This is a genomic window from Deltaproteobacteria bacterium (assembly GCA_016234845.1).
Lineage (GTDB): Bacteria > Desulfobacterota > Deferrimicrobia > Deferrimicrobiales > Deferrimicrobiaceae > JACRNP01.
This window is the reverse complement of sequence record JACRNP010000185.1, coordinates 1-13,826: the sequence shown is the minus strand read 5'-3', so window position 1 is coordinate 13,826 and position 13,826 is coordinate 1. Positions and strand designations below refer to the sequence as shown.

Annotated in this window: 15 protein-coding genes; 8 read left to right on the top strand and 7 right to left on the bottom strand. The window is 68.5% G+C overall.

What is annotated here, in order from left to right:
• Positions 1-1,226, top strand: a 1,226-nt coding sequence (locus HZB86_11855; GenBank protein ID MBI5906217.1) for an Nramp family divalent metal transporter, incomplete at its 5' end; no start/stop codon positions are given.
• A gap of 9 nt (positions 1,227-1,235) precedes the next feature.
• Here HZB86_11855 and HZB86_11850 read toward each other — a convergent pair.
• On the bottom strand, positions 1,236-2,525 hold the full coding sequence (locus HZB86_11850) for a CBS domain-containing protein (protein ID MBI5906216.1): 1,290 nt from the start codon (positions 2,523-2,525) through the stop codon (positions 1,236-1,238).
• Between the two features lie 521 nt (positions 2,526-3,046).
• Here HZB86_11850 and HZB86_11845 point away from each other — a divergent pair.
• From HZB86_11845 to HZB86_11835, 3 genes are all read left to right on the top strand, one after another.
• Complete coding sequence (locus HZB86_11845; GenBank protein ID MBI5906215.1) at positions 3,047-4,072, top strand: 4Fe-4S binding protein; 1,026 nt, start codon at positions 3,047-3,049, stop codon at positions 4,070-4,072.
• Positions 4,073-4,164: 92 nt separating this feature from the next.
• Positions 4,165-4,617, top strand: a complete 453-nt coding sequence (locus HZB86_11840) for an Rrf2 family transcriptional regulator (GenBank protein MBI5906214.1) — start codon at positions 4,165-4,167, stop codon at positions 4,615-4,617.
• Between the two features lie 10 nt (positions 4,618-4,627).
• Positions 4,628-5,794 (top strand): PLP-dependent transferase, encoded by a 1,167-nt coding sequence (locus HZB86_11835; protein ID MBI5906213.1) that lies wholly within the window; start codon positions 4,628-4,630, stop codon positions 5,792-5,794.
• 13 nt (positions 5,795-5,807) lie between these two features.
• Here HZB86_11835 and mtgA read toward each other — a convergent pair whose 3' ends face one another.
• The 6 genes from mtgA to HZB86_11805 form a co-directional block, all read right to left on the bottom strand.
• Positions 5,808-6,698 (bottom strand): monofunctional biosynthetic peptidoglycan transglycosylase, encoded by an 891-nt coding sequence (mtgA, locus tag HZB86_11830; GenBank protein MBI5906212.1) that lies wholly within the window; start codon positions 6,696-6,698, stop codon positions 5,808-5,810.
• A gap of 90 nt (positions 6,699-6,788) precedes the next feature.
• The gene (locus HZB86_11825; GenBank protein ID MBI5906211.1) at positions 6,789-7,775 is read right to left on the bottom strand and encodes a nitroreductase family protein; all 987 of its coding nucleotides are present in this window, start codon (positions 7,773-7,775) and stop codon (positions 6,789-6,791) included.
• A 7-nt stretch (positions 7,776-7,782) separates the two neighbouring features.
• On the bottom strand, positions 7,783-9,234 hold the full coding sequence (locus tag HZB86_11820; protein MBI5906210.1) for a hypothetical protein: 1,452 nt from the start codon (positions 9,232-9,234) through the stop codon (positions 7,783-7,785).
• Complete coding sequence (locus HZB86_11815; protein ID MBI5906209.1) at positions 9,213-9,947, bottom strand: class I SAM-dependent methyltransferase; 735 nt, start codon at positions 9,945-9,947, stop codon at positions 9,213-9,215. Before HZB86_11815 ends, HZB86_11820 begins: the two co-directional genes overlap by 22 nt.
• Before the next feature lie 119 nt (positions 9,948-10,066).
• Complete coding sequence (locus HZB86_11810; GenBank protein MBI5906208.1) at positions 10,067-10,396, bottom strand: hypothetical protein; 330 nt, start codon at positions 10,394-10,396, stop codon at positions 10,067-10,069.
• Positions 10,397-10,408: 12 nt separating this feature from the next.
• Positions 10,409-10,927, bottom strand: a complete 519-nt coding sequence (locus tag HZB86_11805; GenBank protein MBI5906207.1) for a hypothetical protein — start codon at positions 10,925-10,927, stop codon at positions 10,409-10,411.
• A gap of 138 nt (positions 10,928-11,065) precedes the next feature.
• On the opposite strand from HZB86_11805, the gene HZB86_11800 reads away from it, so the two are divergent.
• The 4 genes from HZB86_11800 to HZB86_11785 all read left to right on the top strand — a co-directional run.
• A complete protein-coding gene (locus HZB86_11800; protein MBI5906206.1) occupies positions 11,066-11,479 on the top strand; it encodes a transcriptional repressor in 414 nt (137 codons plus the stop codon).
• A complete protein-coding gene (locus HZB86_11795) occupies positions 11,476-12,381 on the top strand; it encodes a zinc ABC transporter substrate-binding protein (GenBank protein ID MBI5906205.1) in 906 nt (301 codons plus the stop codon). Before HZB86_11800 ends, HZB86_11795 begins: the two co-directional genes overlap by 4 nt.
• A complete protein-coding gene (locus HZB86_11790; protein MBI5906204.1) occupies positions 12,378-13,172 on the top strand; it encodes a metal ABC transporter ATP-binding protein in 795 nt (264 codons plus the stop codon). Before HZB86_11795 ends, HZB86_11790 begins: the two co-directional genes overlap by 4 nt.
• A 4-nt stretch (positions 13,173-13,176) precedes the next feature.
• Positions 13,177-13,826: metal ABC transporter permease (locus tag HZB86_11785; GenBank protein MBI5906203.1), on the top strand; the 650-nt coding region annotated here is incomplete at its 3' end.

Below are 13,826 nucleotides of genomic sequence, written 5' to 3'. Positions count from 1 at the left end.
TGTTCCTGTCCGTCCTCGGGCCGGGGATCATCACCGCGTCCGTGGACAACGACGCGGGGGGGATCGCCACCTACTCCATGGCCGGCGCCCACTTCGGGTACGCCCTTCTGTGGACGCTCATCCCGATCACCGTGGCGCTGGTCGTCGTCCAGGAGATGGTCGCCCGCATGGGCGTGGTCACCGGGAAGACGCTGGCCGACCTCGTGCGGGAGAAGTTCGGCGTCCGCCCGACCTTCTTCCTGCTCGTGGCGCTGGTGCTCGCCAACCTGGGGAACACCGTCGCGGAGTTCGCGGGGTGGGCGTCCGCCTGGGAGATCTTCGGCGTCAGCAAATACGTCTCCGTTCCGATCGGCGCCGCCGCGGTCTGGTTCCTCGTCGTGAAGGGGACCTACCGGATCGTCGAGAAGATCTTCCTGGTCGCCTGCCTCGTCTTTTTCACCTACCCGGTGGCGTCGTACCTCGCGCACCCGGACTGGTCCGAGGTGGGACGGAACATCGTCTCCCCCGCCGCCCGGGTCGACGGGGCCTACCTCACGATGCTGATCGGGATGGTGGGGACCACGATCGCCCCGTGGATGCAGTTCTACCTGCAGTCGGCGGTCGTCGAGAAGAACGTCCAGGTCGAGAACTACGGCCTCACGCGGATCGACGTGATCTTCGGCTGCTTCGTGACCGACATCGTCGCGCTCGCCATCATCGTGGCCTGCGGGGCGACCCTGTACGTGAACGGGATCCGGGTCGAGGACGCACGGGACGCCGCGGTGGCGCTCGCGCCGCTGGCGGGGAAGAACGCCTCCTTCCTGTTCGCCTTCGGGCTGGCCAACGCGTCGCTGTTCGCCGCCTCCATCCTCCCGCTGGCGACCGCCTACTCGGTGTGCGAGGGGATGGGGTGGGAGTCCGGGGTCGACAAGGACTTCCGGTCCGCCCCCCAGTTCTTCTGGCTCTACACCGGGCTGATCGTGCTGGGGGGGGCGTTCGTCCTGTGGCCGAAGGCGCCCCTCATCCTGATCATGTACTTCTCCCAGGTGGTGAACGGGGTCCTGCTCCCGTTCGTCCTGGTGTTCATGCTGAAGCTCGCCAACGACCGTCAGCTGATGGGAGAGCACGTCAACTCGAGGGCGTTCAACGGCATCGCGTGGACGACCACCGCGGTGATGATCGTCCTGACCGTGCTGCTGGTGGCGGTGACGCTTTTCCCGGGACTTCCGGGGCGGGTCGGACTCTAGCCCGGCGACCTACATCTTCCGGCGCTTGCGGCGGGACGCCGGCGGAAGGAGCAGGTCCACGACGTCGTCGACCGTCACCACGCCGAGCAGGCATTCGTCGTCGTCGACCACGGGCAGGGCGAGCAGGTTGTACTTCGAGATGAGCTCGGCGACCGTCTCCTGCCCCGTTTCCGGGCGCGCGGTCTTCACCTTCGTGAGCATCACCTCCGAAAGCGTCTTTCCCGGCTCCTCGATCAGCAGGTCCCGCAGGCCGACGACACCGAGGAGCTTCTCCTGATCGACGACGTAGACGTAGTAGACGTGCTCGATCTCGCGCGCCTCCTCCTTGAAGCGCGACAGCGCCTCCCCCACCGTGATCCCCGGTGGCCACGCGAGGTATTCGTTCGTCATGAGCCCCCCCGCCGTGTCGTCCTCGTGGTGGAGCAGCTCGTGGATGTCCTCTGCCTCCTCCTTCTCCATGAGCTGCAGGAGCTCCTGCGCCTTTTCGGTGGGGAGGTCCGCGATGACGTCGGCCGCCTCGTCCGGCGGCATCTGCTCGATGATGTCCGCCGCCTGCTCCTTGTCCATCTCCGCGATGATGTCGGCCTGGACCTCCGGCTCGAGCTCGTGGAGCGCCTCCGCGGCGGTTTCCGTGTCGAGCTTCTCGAAGAACTCCTGCCGCTCGTCGGGGGCGAGGTCGCTCATGATCTGCGCGATGTCCGCCGGGTGGAGGTCCGACACGGCCTCGCGCGACACCGACAGCGTCAGCCGGTCGAGCTTCGACTCCAGCGGCTGGATGTACTCCCAGGAGATCAGTTGCGGGCGCAGCGGGTGGCGGATCGCCTCGAAGAAGGCGTCCCCGCGCCGCTCGACCCCCAGCCGGCGGAGGATCCCCCGCATGCCCACGTCCACGTCGGTGAGATACGCCGCCCCTCCATCCTCCGTCAGCTTCACGTCGTTCACGCGGACGACCTTCGCCCCGTTGATGTCGACGATCTGCTTGTCGAGGAGGTCCTTGCGGATGAGGAGGTGCTCCCCGGAGGGGGTGGCTTCCGGGATCTCCCCTTCCGTCTTCCGGGAGGAGATGATCCGCTTGTTGAAGATGGTGAGCTCCTCCCACGGCAGGTAGCGGGAGACGTTCTTCCTCTCGAGGAACAGCCCCACGGCGCGGGGAAGGCGTCCGCCTCCCTCGACGACGATGTCCCGGACTTTGCCGATCTCCTCGCCCCGCGGGTCGAGGACCGCCTTCCCCAGGATGTCGGCGACGAACACTTCCCCGATCAGCGCCATCTCCACTTCTCCCTGCGTGTTCCATTTCAAAAAATACGGCTACGCCGCCTCGGAGGGCGGGGCTCCGTTCGTGGCTCGCCGTGCGGTGAACCTGCACGGCTGCGCACCGGCCTTCAGGGCTCCATTCCCTTAGATCCCGGCATTCGAGGCCCGCTGCATCCGCCCCGGCATCGTTCCCCTCCCTCATCGTACCGCAGTGGGTACGCCTCGGTCGGGCGCCTCGCCGGAGGCGGCGCATCGACCCTCTCGGTGCACGGCCTCTGCGGGAACGGAACCCTGAAGGCCGGCCTCACTGTGCCCCCCGTTCTTCCTACAGCGGGGGTACCCCAGGGAGCGTATTTCTTACGGGAGTGGGGCGCCCCCCCTCCTGCGGCCGCTTCGCCGGGGTGCGTGCGCCTTCCGCAATGTCTTCCCGATACGTTACCGTATTTATGGATTGGTGTATTCAGTGTACGTTCGGGATTTGAGCCAGGTCAAGGATCGACGCACCGGTTCCGCGGAAAGATGGAGTGGTTCAGGCACCCAGAACGTCCGGCGAGGGATTCGACACGATGACGGACCACCGATGGCGCAACCCGTACAAGATCCTCCCGACTTTGCGCGCCGTCGTGCAGGGGATCTACGTCCTCTTCTTCGCGCTCGTCGGGGTGGAGTTCCACTCCTTTTACTCGCAGCTCACCTCCGGCGGCCCCGTGACGGCGCACCGGCCCCCCGTCGTGGAGGCGTTCCTGCCGATCAGCGCGTTGATGTCCCTCAAATATTTCCTCCTGACCGGGAACTTCGACGAGGTCCACCCGGCGGGGCTCGTCATCCTGGTCGCGGCGATCGCGTCCGCCTTCCTCGCCCGGAAGGTCCTCTGCTCCTGGGTCTGCCCGGTCGGCGGGATCTCCCGCTTCCTCGCGTGGGTCGGCCAGAGGACGATCTGGAGGCGGCGGAAGGCGGAGGTCCTCCTCCCCTCGTGGGCGGACCAGGCGCTCTGCTCGATCAAGTATCTGCTGCTGGCCCTCTTCCTCTGGGCGGTCGTGGTGATGATGGACGCGATGGCGATCCTGAAGTTCCAGAAGGGGGCGTACAACTACGCCGCCGACGCGAAGATGCTGCTGTTCTTCACCGAGATGAGCGGGACGACCGCGGCGACGCTCGCGGTCCTGGTCGCGCTCTCGATCGTCGTGAAGTATTTCTGGTGCCGCCACCTTTGCCCGTACGGCGCGCTGCTCGGGCTGGTGAGCTGGCTCTCCCCCCAGCGGGTGGTGCGGGACGCGGAGGCGTGCATCGACTGCCGGGCGTGCACCCGGGCGTGCCCGGTGGAGATCCGCGTCCACGAGAAGCCGTCGGTGTGGACGCCGGAGTGCACCGGCTGCATGACCTGCGTTTCCTCCTGCCCGGTCCGGGACTGCCTGACGGTTGCCCGGAAGGGGAAGGCGTCGTGGTCGCCCTGGTGGATCCCCGTCGCCGGGCTCGGGACGATCTTCCTGTTCTGGGGGGCGGCGCGCATCACCGGACATTGGCACAACGACGTCCCCCTCCCCCAGCTGGCCGAGGCGTACCGGCAGGCGAAAGGCCTCCTCCACCCGTAGCGCCGGATGCCGGATTTCCGTTGATCACGGAGCGTTTCCGCTATATTCTATGGAATTAATAGGGTATGGGTACGGAGTTCCCGGGAGGACCGATGCGACTTTCGAAAAAGACCGAATACGCCTTGCGGGCCCTGATGTACGCCGCCCGGTTCCCGGAGGGTACCACGTTCCAGATACGCGACCTCGCGGAGAAGAACCGGATTCCGAAGAAGTTCCTCGAACTCATCCTCCTCGAGCTGAAGAACGCGGGAGTGCTCTCGAGCCGTCGCGGAGTCGGCGGCGGCTACCTCCTCGCGCGTCGCCCGGAGTCGATCCGGACCGATGAAGTGTTCGAGGTGTTCGAGGGGCCGCTGACGCCCGCCGCCAAGGGGAAAACCCCCTCGAAGGCATCGGGGCAGGAGGCGGCCCCCGTCGTCGCGAAGGTCGTCGCGGAAGCGTCCCGCGCGGCGGCGGAAGTGCTTTCCCGGTGGACTCTGGCGGACCTGGTCCGCGAAGAGGACGAGGCGGCCTCTCTCCGGCGCCGAAACCCGATGTACTTCATCTGACGGGGGGACCATGGCGAAGCGGAAGCGTTCGTTCGGCACCGAGGCGGCGCAGGCGGGCGTCGGGGCCGACAAGGCGTACGGGGCGGTGAGCGTCCCGATCTACCCGACGGCGATCTACCGGTACGTCGCCTTCGGAGAGAACCGGGGGTACGACTACTCCCGCGGGGAGAACCCGACACGGCACGCCGCGGAGGACGCGCTGGCGGCGCTCGAGGGAGGAACGCGCGCGGTGACGTTCTCCTCCGGGATGGCGGCGATCTCGGCGGTGATGACCCTGTTCCGGGCCGGGGATCACGTGTTGTGCTCGGACGACCTGTACGGCGGCACGTACCGGCTCTTCGAGAAGATCCTCAAGGGGTACGGCCTGCGGTTCGACTACGTCGACATGGGGAATCCGGCGGCGGTCCGGAAACGGATCGGGAAGCGGACGCGCGCCCTGTTCATCGAGACCCCCACCAACCCGCTGATGAAGATCGCGGACCTGCGGGGGGCGGCGCGGGTGGCGAAGGGGGCGGGGATCCTTTCCATCGTCGACAACACGTTCCTGTCCCCGGCGCTTCAGCGGCCGCTGTCTCTGGGGATCGACGTCGTCGTCCACAGCGTCACGAAGTTCCTGGGCGGACACAACGACCTGGTGGGCGGCGCGGTGATCGTGTCCGATCCCCTGCTTTCGGAAAAGATGCTCTTCGCGCAGAAGGCGGTGGGCGCGGTCCTCTCCCCGTGGGACGCCTGGCTCCTGCTGCGGGGGATGAAGACGCTCCACCTGCGGATCGAGCGCGCGCAGGCGAACGCGGCGGCGCTGTCCCGGTTCCTGTCGGAACACCCGTTCGTCCGGAAGGTGTTCTACCCCGGACTTCCGGGCCACCCCGGAGCCGCGCTCCACGCCTCGCAGGCGGACGGACCCGGGTCGATCGTGTCGTTCGAGCTCGCACGGGAGAACGCCGTTCCCCGCTTCCTCTCCTCCCTGAAGACGATCCTGCTGGCCGAGAGCCTGGGGGGGGTCGAGTCCCTCGTCACGCATCCGTCGACGATGACGCACGCGGACATCCCGCCGGAGGAGCAGGCCGCGGTGGGACTCACTCCCGCGCTGGTTCGCCTGTCCGTGGGGATCGAGCACGTGGAAGACCTGGCGAAGGACCTGGAGCAGGCGTTGCGGAAAGCCGGGACGGCGAAGTAGGAAGCCGGATTCCCTACCGTTCCGGGGGCCCGGGGGGCGGGGAATCGGGAAGCGGTTCTTCCCGATGTTCGGCTTCGGGTCCGGGTTCCGGCCCGCGCGGCGGCGGGGCCTCGTCCGGGATCCCGGGACCTCCGCCGGGCGCCTCCTCGGGCACGTTCTCCTCCGGCGGCGGCGGCGCGGCCAGCGTTTTCTCCACCTTCCTCTCCATGCCGGCCAGGTTGGGAACTTCGGAGAGCGCCGCCTCGTACTCCTCCCGCGTGATCATCCTGGCCGCCGCCATCCGCCGCAGGATCCGGTCGGACCGCTTCATCACCCGGTCCATCTTCCGGTACGGGTCGTACACCTTCGGACCCGGCAGCATCGACGCGAAGAACGCGCACTCCCGCAGCGTCAGCGCGGAGGGCGACTTTCCGAAGTAGTAGTTCGACGCGTGGCCGACTCCGTACACCATCGGGCCCAGCTCGACGATGTTCAGGTACAGCTCCAGGATCCGCGACTTGGAGAGCGCGTCGTCCAGCCGCCTCGCCAGGATCAGCTCCTTGACCTTCCGGACGATTGTCTTTTCGCGGGAGAGGAACAGGTTCTTGGCCAGCTGCTGGGTGATGGTGCTGCCGCCCCGGACGAACTTCCCCTTCTGGAGGTCCGTCTTGATGGCATCCTTGATCGCCTCGTAGTCCACCCCCTCGTGGGAGTCGAAGTTGCCGTCCTCGGCGGCCACCACGGCTTTCTTCAGGGCGGACGGGATGGCCGCGTACGGGGTCCAGCGGGGATTCCGGGGCCCCACCACGAACGGGTGGTTCCGCTTTCCCCAGTCCTTCACCAGGATGACCATCGAGGCGCGGGGGGAAGCCATCGGCAGGACGGAGGGAAGGGTCGCGACGGAGTATCCGACCCACGCGGCCATCGCGAGGGCCGCCGCCCCGATCAGGAGGAGCGGTTTCCGGAACGGTCGGGATTTCCGCATCGGGACATTATAGCGCCGGACATCGGACGACTACTCCCCGATGTAATCCCGCACCCTTTCGAGGAATCCGGCGTCGATCGGGACCGGCCGGCCGGTGGCGTAGTCGTACGTGACCTGGACCGTCTCCGCCTCCACGAAAACACGCCCGTCGACCGGATCCACGAGCTGGTACCGGAAGCGGTAGGAGCTTCGCGAGATGTCCGTGATGTGCATCCGGACGCGCACGCGGTCCTGCAGGAGGATGGGGATCCTGTACCGGCAGGCGACCTCGGCCAGGATGAAGTGGAAATCGTCGACGCTGCCCGCTCCGAGCACCTCCGCGAAGAACCGGACGCGTCCCACCTCGAGGTAGACGATGACCTTGGCGTTGTTCACATGCCCCATCGCGTCGGTGTCGCCGAACCGGAGCTGGAGGTCGGTCTCGAACACCTTGGCGGGACCCGGCGGGGCGGTTTCCGGGAACGGAGCGCCCCACGCACCGCGGAAGGCGATCTCGGCGGTCGCCTTCCGGGAGCGGGGCTTCTCGTCCTTTTTCCGATCCGCCTCGCCGAGGTCCGCAATCTTCCCCGGATAGCCGACGGCGACCACCGCGATCGGAGCGACGTCGGCCGGGAGCCCGGTGGCGGCCCGCAGCGGCTCCTCCTTCCATCCCGCCATCGGGTGGACCAGCAGCCCCTGGTCCACGCCGCGGTACAGCAGCGACATCAGCGCCAGGCCGGTGTCGAGCAGGTGGTATTCCCGCGACTCGACGACCGCACCGTCCGCGCGCCGGCTCGCCGCGACGACGAGAACGGGCGCCTTCCTCGCCCACGCGTTCCCCGGGTCCAGCGCCTCCTCGACCGCCGGACGCGACGGGTCGTCCCTTCCCACCACCACGAACCGCCACGGCTGCCGGTTCGCGCACGAGGGGGACCACCGGGCCGCCTCGAGCATGCGCCCGATCTTCCCGTCCTCCACCGGACGGTCGGAAAACGCGCGAAGGCTGCGCCGGCTCGTTACGACGCGGGAGAACTCCATGAGGACCCTATCCCCCCGGGCGAGGCGGGGGAGGATTCGCGGCGAGGGGCTTTCCGGCGGCGTTTTTCGCGGCCTTCCCGGGGGCCGGTCGTTTCCGGGACGTCTTCTTCCCCTTGCCGGCCTTCGCCGCGCCCGCCCCCGGCTTCCCCTTGCGCGACGACGCCCGCAACGAACGGCCTCCCCGCGCTTTCGCGTAGACGGGGGGCGTCGACGACGGGTACCCGAAATACGTGTTGAAGGCTTCCTTTCCGACGTAGCTCCCCTTGATCTTCCAGCGGTTGTCGTTGACGACGAGCGCCGCCAGCGCAAGCCGGGGGGCCCCGACGGGCGCGACCCCCGCGAACCACTCGAAGTGCACGCGAGGCGTCCATCCCGACAGCGATCCGGTTTTTCCCGCAACGTCCATGTCCTGCAGGAGGGGGGTCTTCTCCGGCGTGCCGAACGTCCGACGGGAGGTTCCCATCTCGACCGTCTTCACCATCATCCCGATGACGGCGTTGGCCGTTTCGGAAAGAACCGTATCGCGCCACTTGGTCGGCTCGGAATCGAATATCGCCGCCCCGTCGCGGTCCTCGATCCGGTCGATCACGAACGGGCGCGGCATCGCCCCTCCGGAGCCGAGGGCGGACATGATCATCGCCATGTGGAGCGGAGAGACGTACACCTCCCCGAATCCCGCGCCGGTGCGGGCGAGCTCGTACTCGTCCCGGGGCACCTGCCCCCGGCTCGACTCCACCGGAAGGTCGAACGGGATCCTTGCGCCGAAGCCGAACTTGGCGAGGTACTCCTCGAGCACCGGCCCCCCGACGTGGTTGACCGCGACCTTCCCGAAGACGGAGTTGGCGGAGCGCGCGATCGCCTCCTCCAGCGACATCCTGGGAACCCCGCGCCCGTCCCGGGCGTGGATCCCGCCGCGCGTGATCCCGTAGATCCCGCCGCGGTAGCTGAACTCCTCGTCCGGAGAAACCTTCCCGCGCTCGATGGCGGCGGAGGCGGTAATCACCTTGACGAGCGACGCGGCCGGGTAGATCGCCTTCAACGGCAGCCACGGATCGTTCTCGCCTCCCCGGCGGTACCCGACCATCGCGACCACGCGCCCCGTGTCGGGTTCCATCGCGGCGAAAACGCCGTACGGAGGATCGAAGCGGCGGAAGAGTTCGAAGATCCTCGCCTGGAGCTCCTCGTCGAGCGTCAACGTGACCCTGGCGCCGTTCGGGAGCACCCCGTCTGTCCGTCCGGACTGGACCAGCGTGTAAAGATCCTGGGGAGTGAACCCGTGGGTGAACGCCGCGTTGTCCCCGGCGTCGGGCGCGGATCGGTTGGGGCGGGGAAGCTGGTGCCGGGTGGCGGCGACCGCTTTCGCGACCCCCCATCCCGCGAGGACAAGAAGCGATGCGACGAGGAGCCGGCGGATCATCCGGCCGCGGGGGGCGGGCGTCACGCTTTTCTCGCGAGGCACACGAGCGCCTCCGACCCGGGGTGGAAATCCGCCCGAGCGAAATCCCCGAAGAAGCGCAACTCGATGAAGCCGGCCGACGCCAGCATCTCCCGGAGCTCCTCCGGGTACAGAGGGTGGAGGACGATCTCGTTGCGGATGACGCGCGGCTCGCCGGCCGAAGGGAACCGGAGGGAAGTCCGGAAGAGCACCTTCCGCTCGCTTTCCCACTGGTACCGGCGGTGGAACTCCACCGATCCGTCCCTGGAGCGGATCAGGGGAAGTTCCGTCGCCCGTTCGCGGAAGAGCCGCTGGTAATTCAGCGTCTGCAGCAGAAGGGTGCCGCCCGGGGAAAGCACGGCGGAGGCGGCGGACAGGAACCGGCCGGCCTCCTCCCCGGGCACGTGGACCAGGGAATTCCCAAGGCACAGAAGGAGGTCCGAAGGGAAGGAGGTGATCCGTCGGAGGTCGGCGAACGCCCCCTGCTCGATCCGCGTCTTCGGATAGGTCGCGAGCTTGCGGCGCGCGATGGCGACCAGGGACGGGTCGGGATCGAACCCGAGGCAGGATAGCCCGGCGGTCGCGAACGACATGAGCTGGGCCCCGGTTCCGCAGCCGCAATCCACGACGGACCGGACCCCGCCGGCCTCCCGGAGCGATTCGAGCATGGCCCTCTGTTCCGGCGACACCGGGAACAGGTCGTCGTACACCACGCTTATGTCGGTGTAGAATGCCATCCGCTTCTCACGGCGTATTGTAGCAGGACGACGCGGATCCCCGAAAAAAAAACGCCATTGCGGAATCGGATTCCCGATTCGGTGCGAAGGGTTAACGGCGCCTCCCCCGCCCGGATCGATCAGATGGGGATCCTGCGGACCGCCTCCCCGGCCGGATCGGTACCGGGCCCGACAGGCGGGTGTCCCGGCGGAAGACCGGGCGTCCGGGGAGGTTCGATCCCCCCGTGGAATCTCCCGTGGCCGCCTCCCGGCCCGCGCCCGGCGACCGCATCGCACTCCCCGACCGCCGCCTCGATCCCGCCGCCGCGCTGGGTCACGCAGACCGGCGTCCCGTGGATGAAGATCTGGCTCGAAGAGTCCGACGCGTACCGATCCTGCCCGATTCCCCACACCGAGTACGCGGCCAGGCCCGCCGCGATCATCGCCGCAAAGGCCACGATTTTCCTCATGACGCCCCCCGGTCAGATCCCCGTCCTGGATTTCCGGAACCTCGGATCGGTCTCCGTGGCGCTGCCGCCGGTCGTCCCGCCGCCCGGGAATCCGCTTCCGGGCGCCGCCAGGATCACCGGCTGCGGCACGGTGAGTTCATTGTCGAATTTCGAGGTGTCCTCCCACACGAACGCCTCCCCTTTGATCCGGTACTCTCCCGGAGCCACGCCGTGCGTGTCCCAGTCGAACGCGAACCGGTAGAGCCGGTCCTCCCCCTGGGAAAGGCCCCAGGTGAACAACTGCCGCCCCACGCGCTTCCCGTTCGCGTACACCTCCGCGTTGGTGGTGGACATCCCTTCCGCCTTGTTCTCGATCACCACTTCCACCCGGATCACGTCTCCGACGTGCGCCCGCACCGGGGACACGGTGACCTGCCGGACCGCGAGGTCGACGTTCACGTTTCCGTCGCCGACGTTCGGGTCCGCCGCCCCCGACCATTGCGCCGCCAGCAGCAACGCGGCTGCCGCCATCGCCGTTTTCACCCGCAACATGGCCGGATCCTCCTCTCGCTGGATCTCTCCGGTACGATGCCCCCGGCGGGGGATCTGTTTCCCGCGCCGCGGGGTTGCGAATTATTTGCGCATGCAATATATTCGCATATAGAGGAACGGATGGGAAGGCACTCCGACATGCTGCGCCGTTTGGGGCGCCCGGTGACCCGCGGCCGGGAGGAAATCCTGCGGATCCTCGAGGAGAGCCCGCTCCCCCTCTCGCCGCGGGAGATCCGCGCCCGCTTCCCCGGACCCAAGCCCGACGCCGCCACCGTGTACCGGAATCTTTCGCTTCTCTCCTCCATCGGGCTGGTCCGCACCGTGGCGCTGCACGAGCGGAGCCGCCGGTACGAGGCGGCGGACGCGGCGAACCACCGCCACCGGGTGGTGTGCCGCTCCTGCGGCCGGATCGAGGCGTTCGCCGCGCGGAAGTGCGACCTCTCCGGGATCGAGGAGGAGATCCGGCGCCGGCTCGGCTTCACGGTGGCCCATCACTCCCTCGAGTTCTTCGGGGATTGCCCGAAGTGCCGCGAGCGGGGAGACGCCCGGTGAGGCGGGCTCGCGCGGCCGCCCTGGCCGCCGCCGCGTGCGCGTTCCTCTGGGGGACGCCCGTGGCCTCCGCGGCGCCGCTCCGGGTCCTCGCCTCGTTCCTGCCGATGTACATTTTCACCGCGAACGTGGCCGCCGGCGCCCCCGGCGTGGTCGTCGACCTGATGCTTCCCGCCGCCCTCGGATGCCCGCACGACTACGCCCTCACACCGTCGGACCTGCGGAAGATCGCGGCGGCGGATCTCTTCGTCGCCAACGGGGCGGGCATGGAAGAGTTTCTCGGCGCGCCGGTCCGGAAGGCGAACCCCCGCATCCGGGTGGTCGAAACCGCGGCCTCCATCCCCTTGCTGCGCGACTCCCACGGCGCGGGCGGAGGAGACGGGAAGCACGCGGATGCGAACCCGCACACCTGGGTCAGCCCGAAGAACGCCATCCTCCAGGTCCGGGCGATCGAGAAGGCCCTCTCCGAGGCGGTCCCGGGCGACTCCGCGCGGTTCCGGGCCAACGCGGACGCCTACGCGCGCCGGCTCGAAGCGCTCTCCCTCGAGTTCGAGGAGGCGTCGCGCACGTTTCGAAGGAGGAACATCGCCACCTTCCACAACGTGTTCGACTACCTGGCGAGGGACTACGGACTGACGATCGTCGGCGAGGTCGAGACCGCCCCGGGCCAGGAGCCTTCCGCGGGGGAGATCCGGAAACTGGTCCGCACGATGCGCGACCGCGGAGTCCCCGCCCTCTTCACGGAGCCGCAATACCCGGGCCGGATCGCGGAGGCGATCTCCCGGGAGGCGGGGGTCCCCCTGCGGGTCCTCGACCCGGTCGCCACCGGCTCCACGGCGCCCGGCTATTACGAGGAAACCATGCGCCGGAACCTGCGGACGCTCCGGGAGGCGCTTTCCCGATGACCGGAGACGGCCACCTGCACACGTTGACGATCCGGAATCTCACGGTCCGGAAGGGGGGGGTCGAGATCCTCACGGGGGTCGACGCGGACGTCCGGTGCGGCGAGGTGACCGCCCTGGTCGGGCCGAACGGGTCGGGGAAGACCACCCTTCTCCAGGCGATCCTCGGGCAGGTGCCGTACACGGGAGAGATCCGGTTCTGCCGCTCCCCCGAGCATGGGGAGGGCGCGCCCCGGGTGGGGTACGTCCCGCAGCACCTCGCCTTCGACCGCGACTCGCCGCTCACGGTCCTCGACTTCTTCGCCCTCTCCGCCCAGCGGTACCCGGTGTTCCTCGGAGCCTCGCGCGAGGCCCGCCGCGTCGCCCGGGAAAGTCTCGATCGATCCGGTGTGGGCCACCTCCTCCACTCCCCGCTCGGGAAGCTCTCCGGCGGGGAGATGCAGCGGGTCCTCTTCGCGCTCGCGCTGCGCGACTCCCCCGACATCCTCCTGCTCGACGAGCCGGTCTCCGGCGTCGACGTCGCCGGCGAGGAGCTGTTCTGCGACTTCCTCTCGCAAGTCCAGCGGAATTCGCGCTTCAGCCTGCTCCTGGTCAGCCACGACCTGTCGGTGGTCACCCGCCACGCCGACCAGGTGATCTGCCTCAACCGGCGCATCGTGTGCCGGGGAGCGACCACGGAGGTGCTCACGCCGGAGAACCTCGAGGCGATGTACGGCGCCGGGGCGCACCTGTTCCGCCACGGCCCCGCGGACGGCCACGGCCACCTCCACGACCGGTCCGAAGGAAAGGAGTGACGCCATGGAGTGGATGGAACCCATGTTCATGAGGCGGGCCCTGCTCGCCCTGCTGCTGGTCGCCCCGGCCGCCGCGGCCGTCGGGGTCCCGCTCGTGCAGTTCCGCATGGCGTTCTTCTCGGACGCGATCGGGCACTCGGCCTTCACCGGCGTCGCGCTCGGCGTGCTGCTGGGCGTATCCCCGACGTGGACCATGGCGGCCTTCGGGGCGCTGGTCGCCGTGGCCATCACGCTGGTGCGCGGGCGCACCGACCTGTCGACCGACACGGTCATCGGCGTGTTCTTCTCCACGGTCATCGCGCTCGGAATCGCCGTGATCAGCCGGGAGAAGGGATTGACGCGGAACCTCCAGTCCTTCCTGTACGGGGACCCGCTCGCGGTGTCGGACGCCGAACTGGTCTGGATGGCAGCGCTCCTGGTGGCCGTCGCCGCCTACCTGTTCGTCTCGTACAACCGGATCCTTCTCCTCGGTGTGGACGAGGGGTTCGCCCGCACGAAGGGGGTGCCCGTGCGCGCCGTGGAGATCTCCTTCTCCCTGGTGGTGGCGCTGGTGGTGACGACCGCGATCCGCACGGTGGGGATTTTGCTCGTGACCGCGCTTCTCGTGATCCCGGCCGCCGCCGCGCGCAACATCGCCCGGGGAGCCGGTGCGGC

Excerpts from the sequence above, each read along its gene's own strand:
- HZB86_11845 (MBI5906215.1), top strand. The coding sequence starts at position 3,047 with ATGACGGACCACCGATGGCGCAACCCGTACAAGATCCTCCCGACTTTG.
- HZB86_11840 (MBI5906214.1), top strand. The coding sequence starts at position 4,165 with ATGCGACTTTCGAAAAAGACCGAATACGCCTTGCGGGCCCTGATGTAC.
- HZB86_11835 (MBI5906213.1), top strand. The coding sequence starts at position 4,628 with ATGGCGAAGCGGAAGCGTTCGTTCGGCACCGAGGCGGCGCAGGCGGGC.
- mtgA (MBI5906212.1), bottom strand. The coding sequence starts at position 6,698 with ATGGCCGCGTGGGTCGGATACTCCGTCGCGACCCTTCCCTCCGTCCTG.
- HZB86_11825 (MBI5906211.1), bottom strand. The coding sequence starts at position 7,775 with ATGGAGTTCTCCCGCGTCGTAACGAGCCGGCGCAGCCTTCGCGCGTTT.
- HZB86_11815 (MBI5906209.1), bottom strand. The coding sequence starts at position 9,947 with ATGGCATTCTACACCGACATAAGCGTGGTGTACGACGACCTGTTCCCG.
- HZB86_11810 (MBI5906208.1), bottom strand. The coding sequence starts at position 10,396 with ATGAGGAAAATCGTGGCCTTTGCGGCGATGATCGCGGCGGGCCTGGCC.
- HZB86_11805 (MBI5906207.1), bottom strand. The coding sequence starts at position 10,927 with ATGTTGCGGGTGAAAACGGCGATGGCGGCAGCCGCGTTGCTGCTGGCG.
- HZB86_11800 (MBI5906206.1), top strand. The coding sequence starts at position 11,066 with ATGCTGCGCCGTTTGGGGCGCCCGGTGACCCGCGGCCGGGAGGAAATC.
- HZB86_11790 (MBI5906204.1), top strand. The coding sequence starts at position 12,378 with ATGACCGGAGACGGCCACCTGCACACGTTGACGATCCGGAATCTCACG.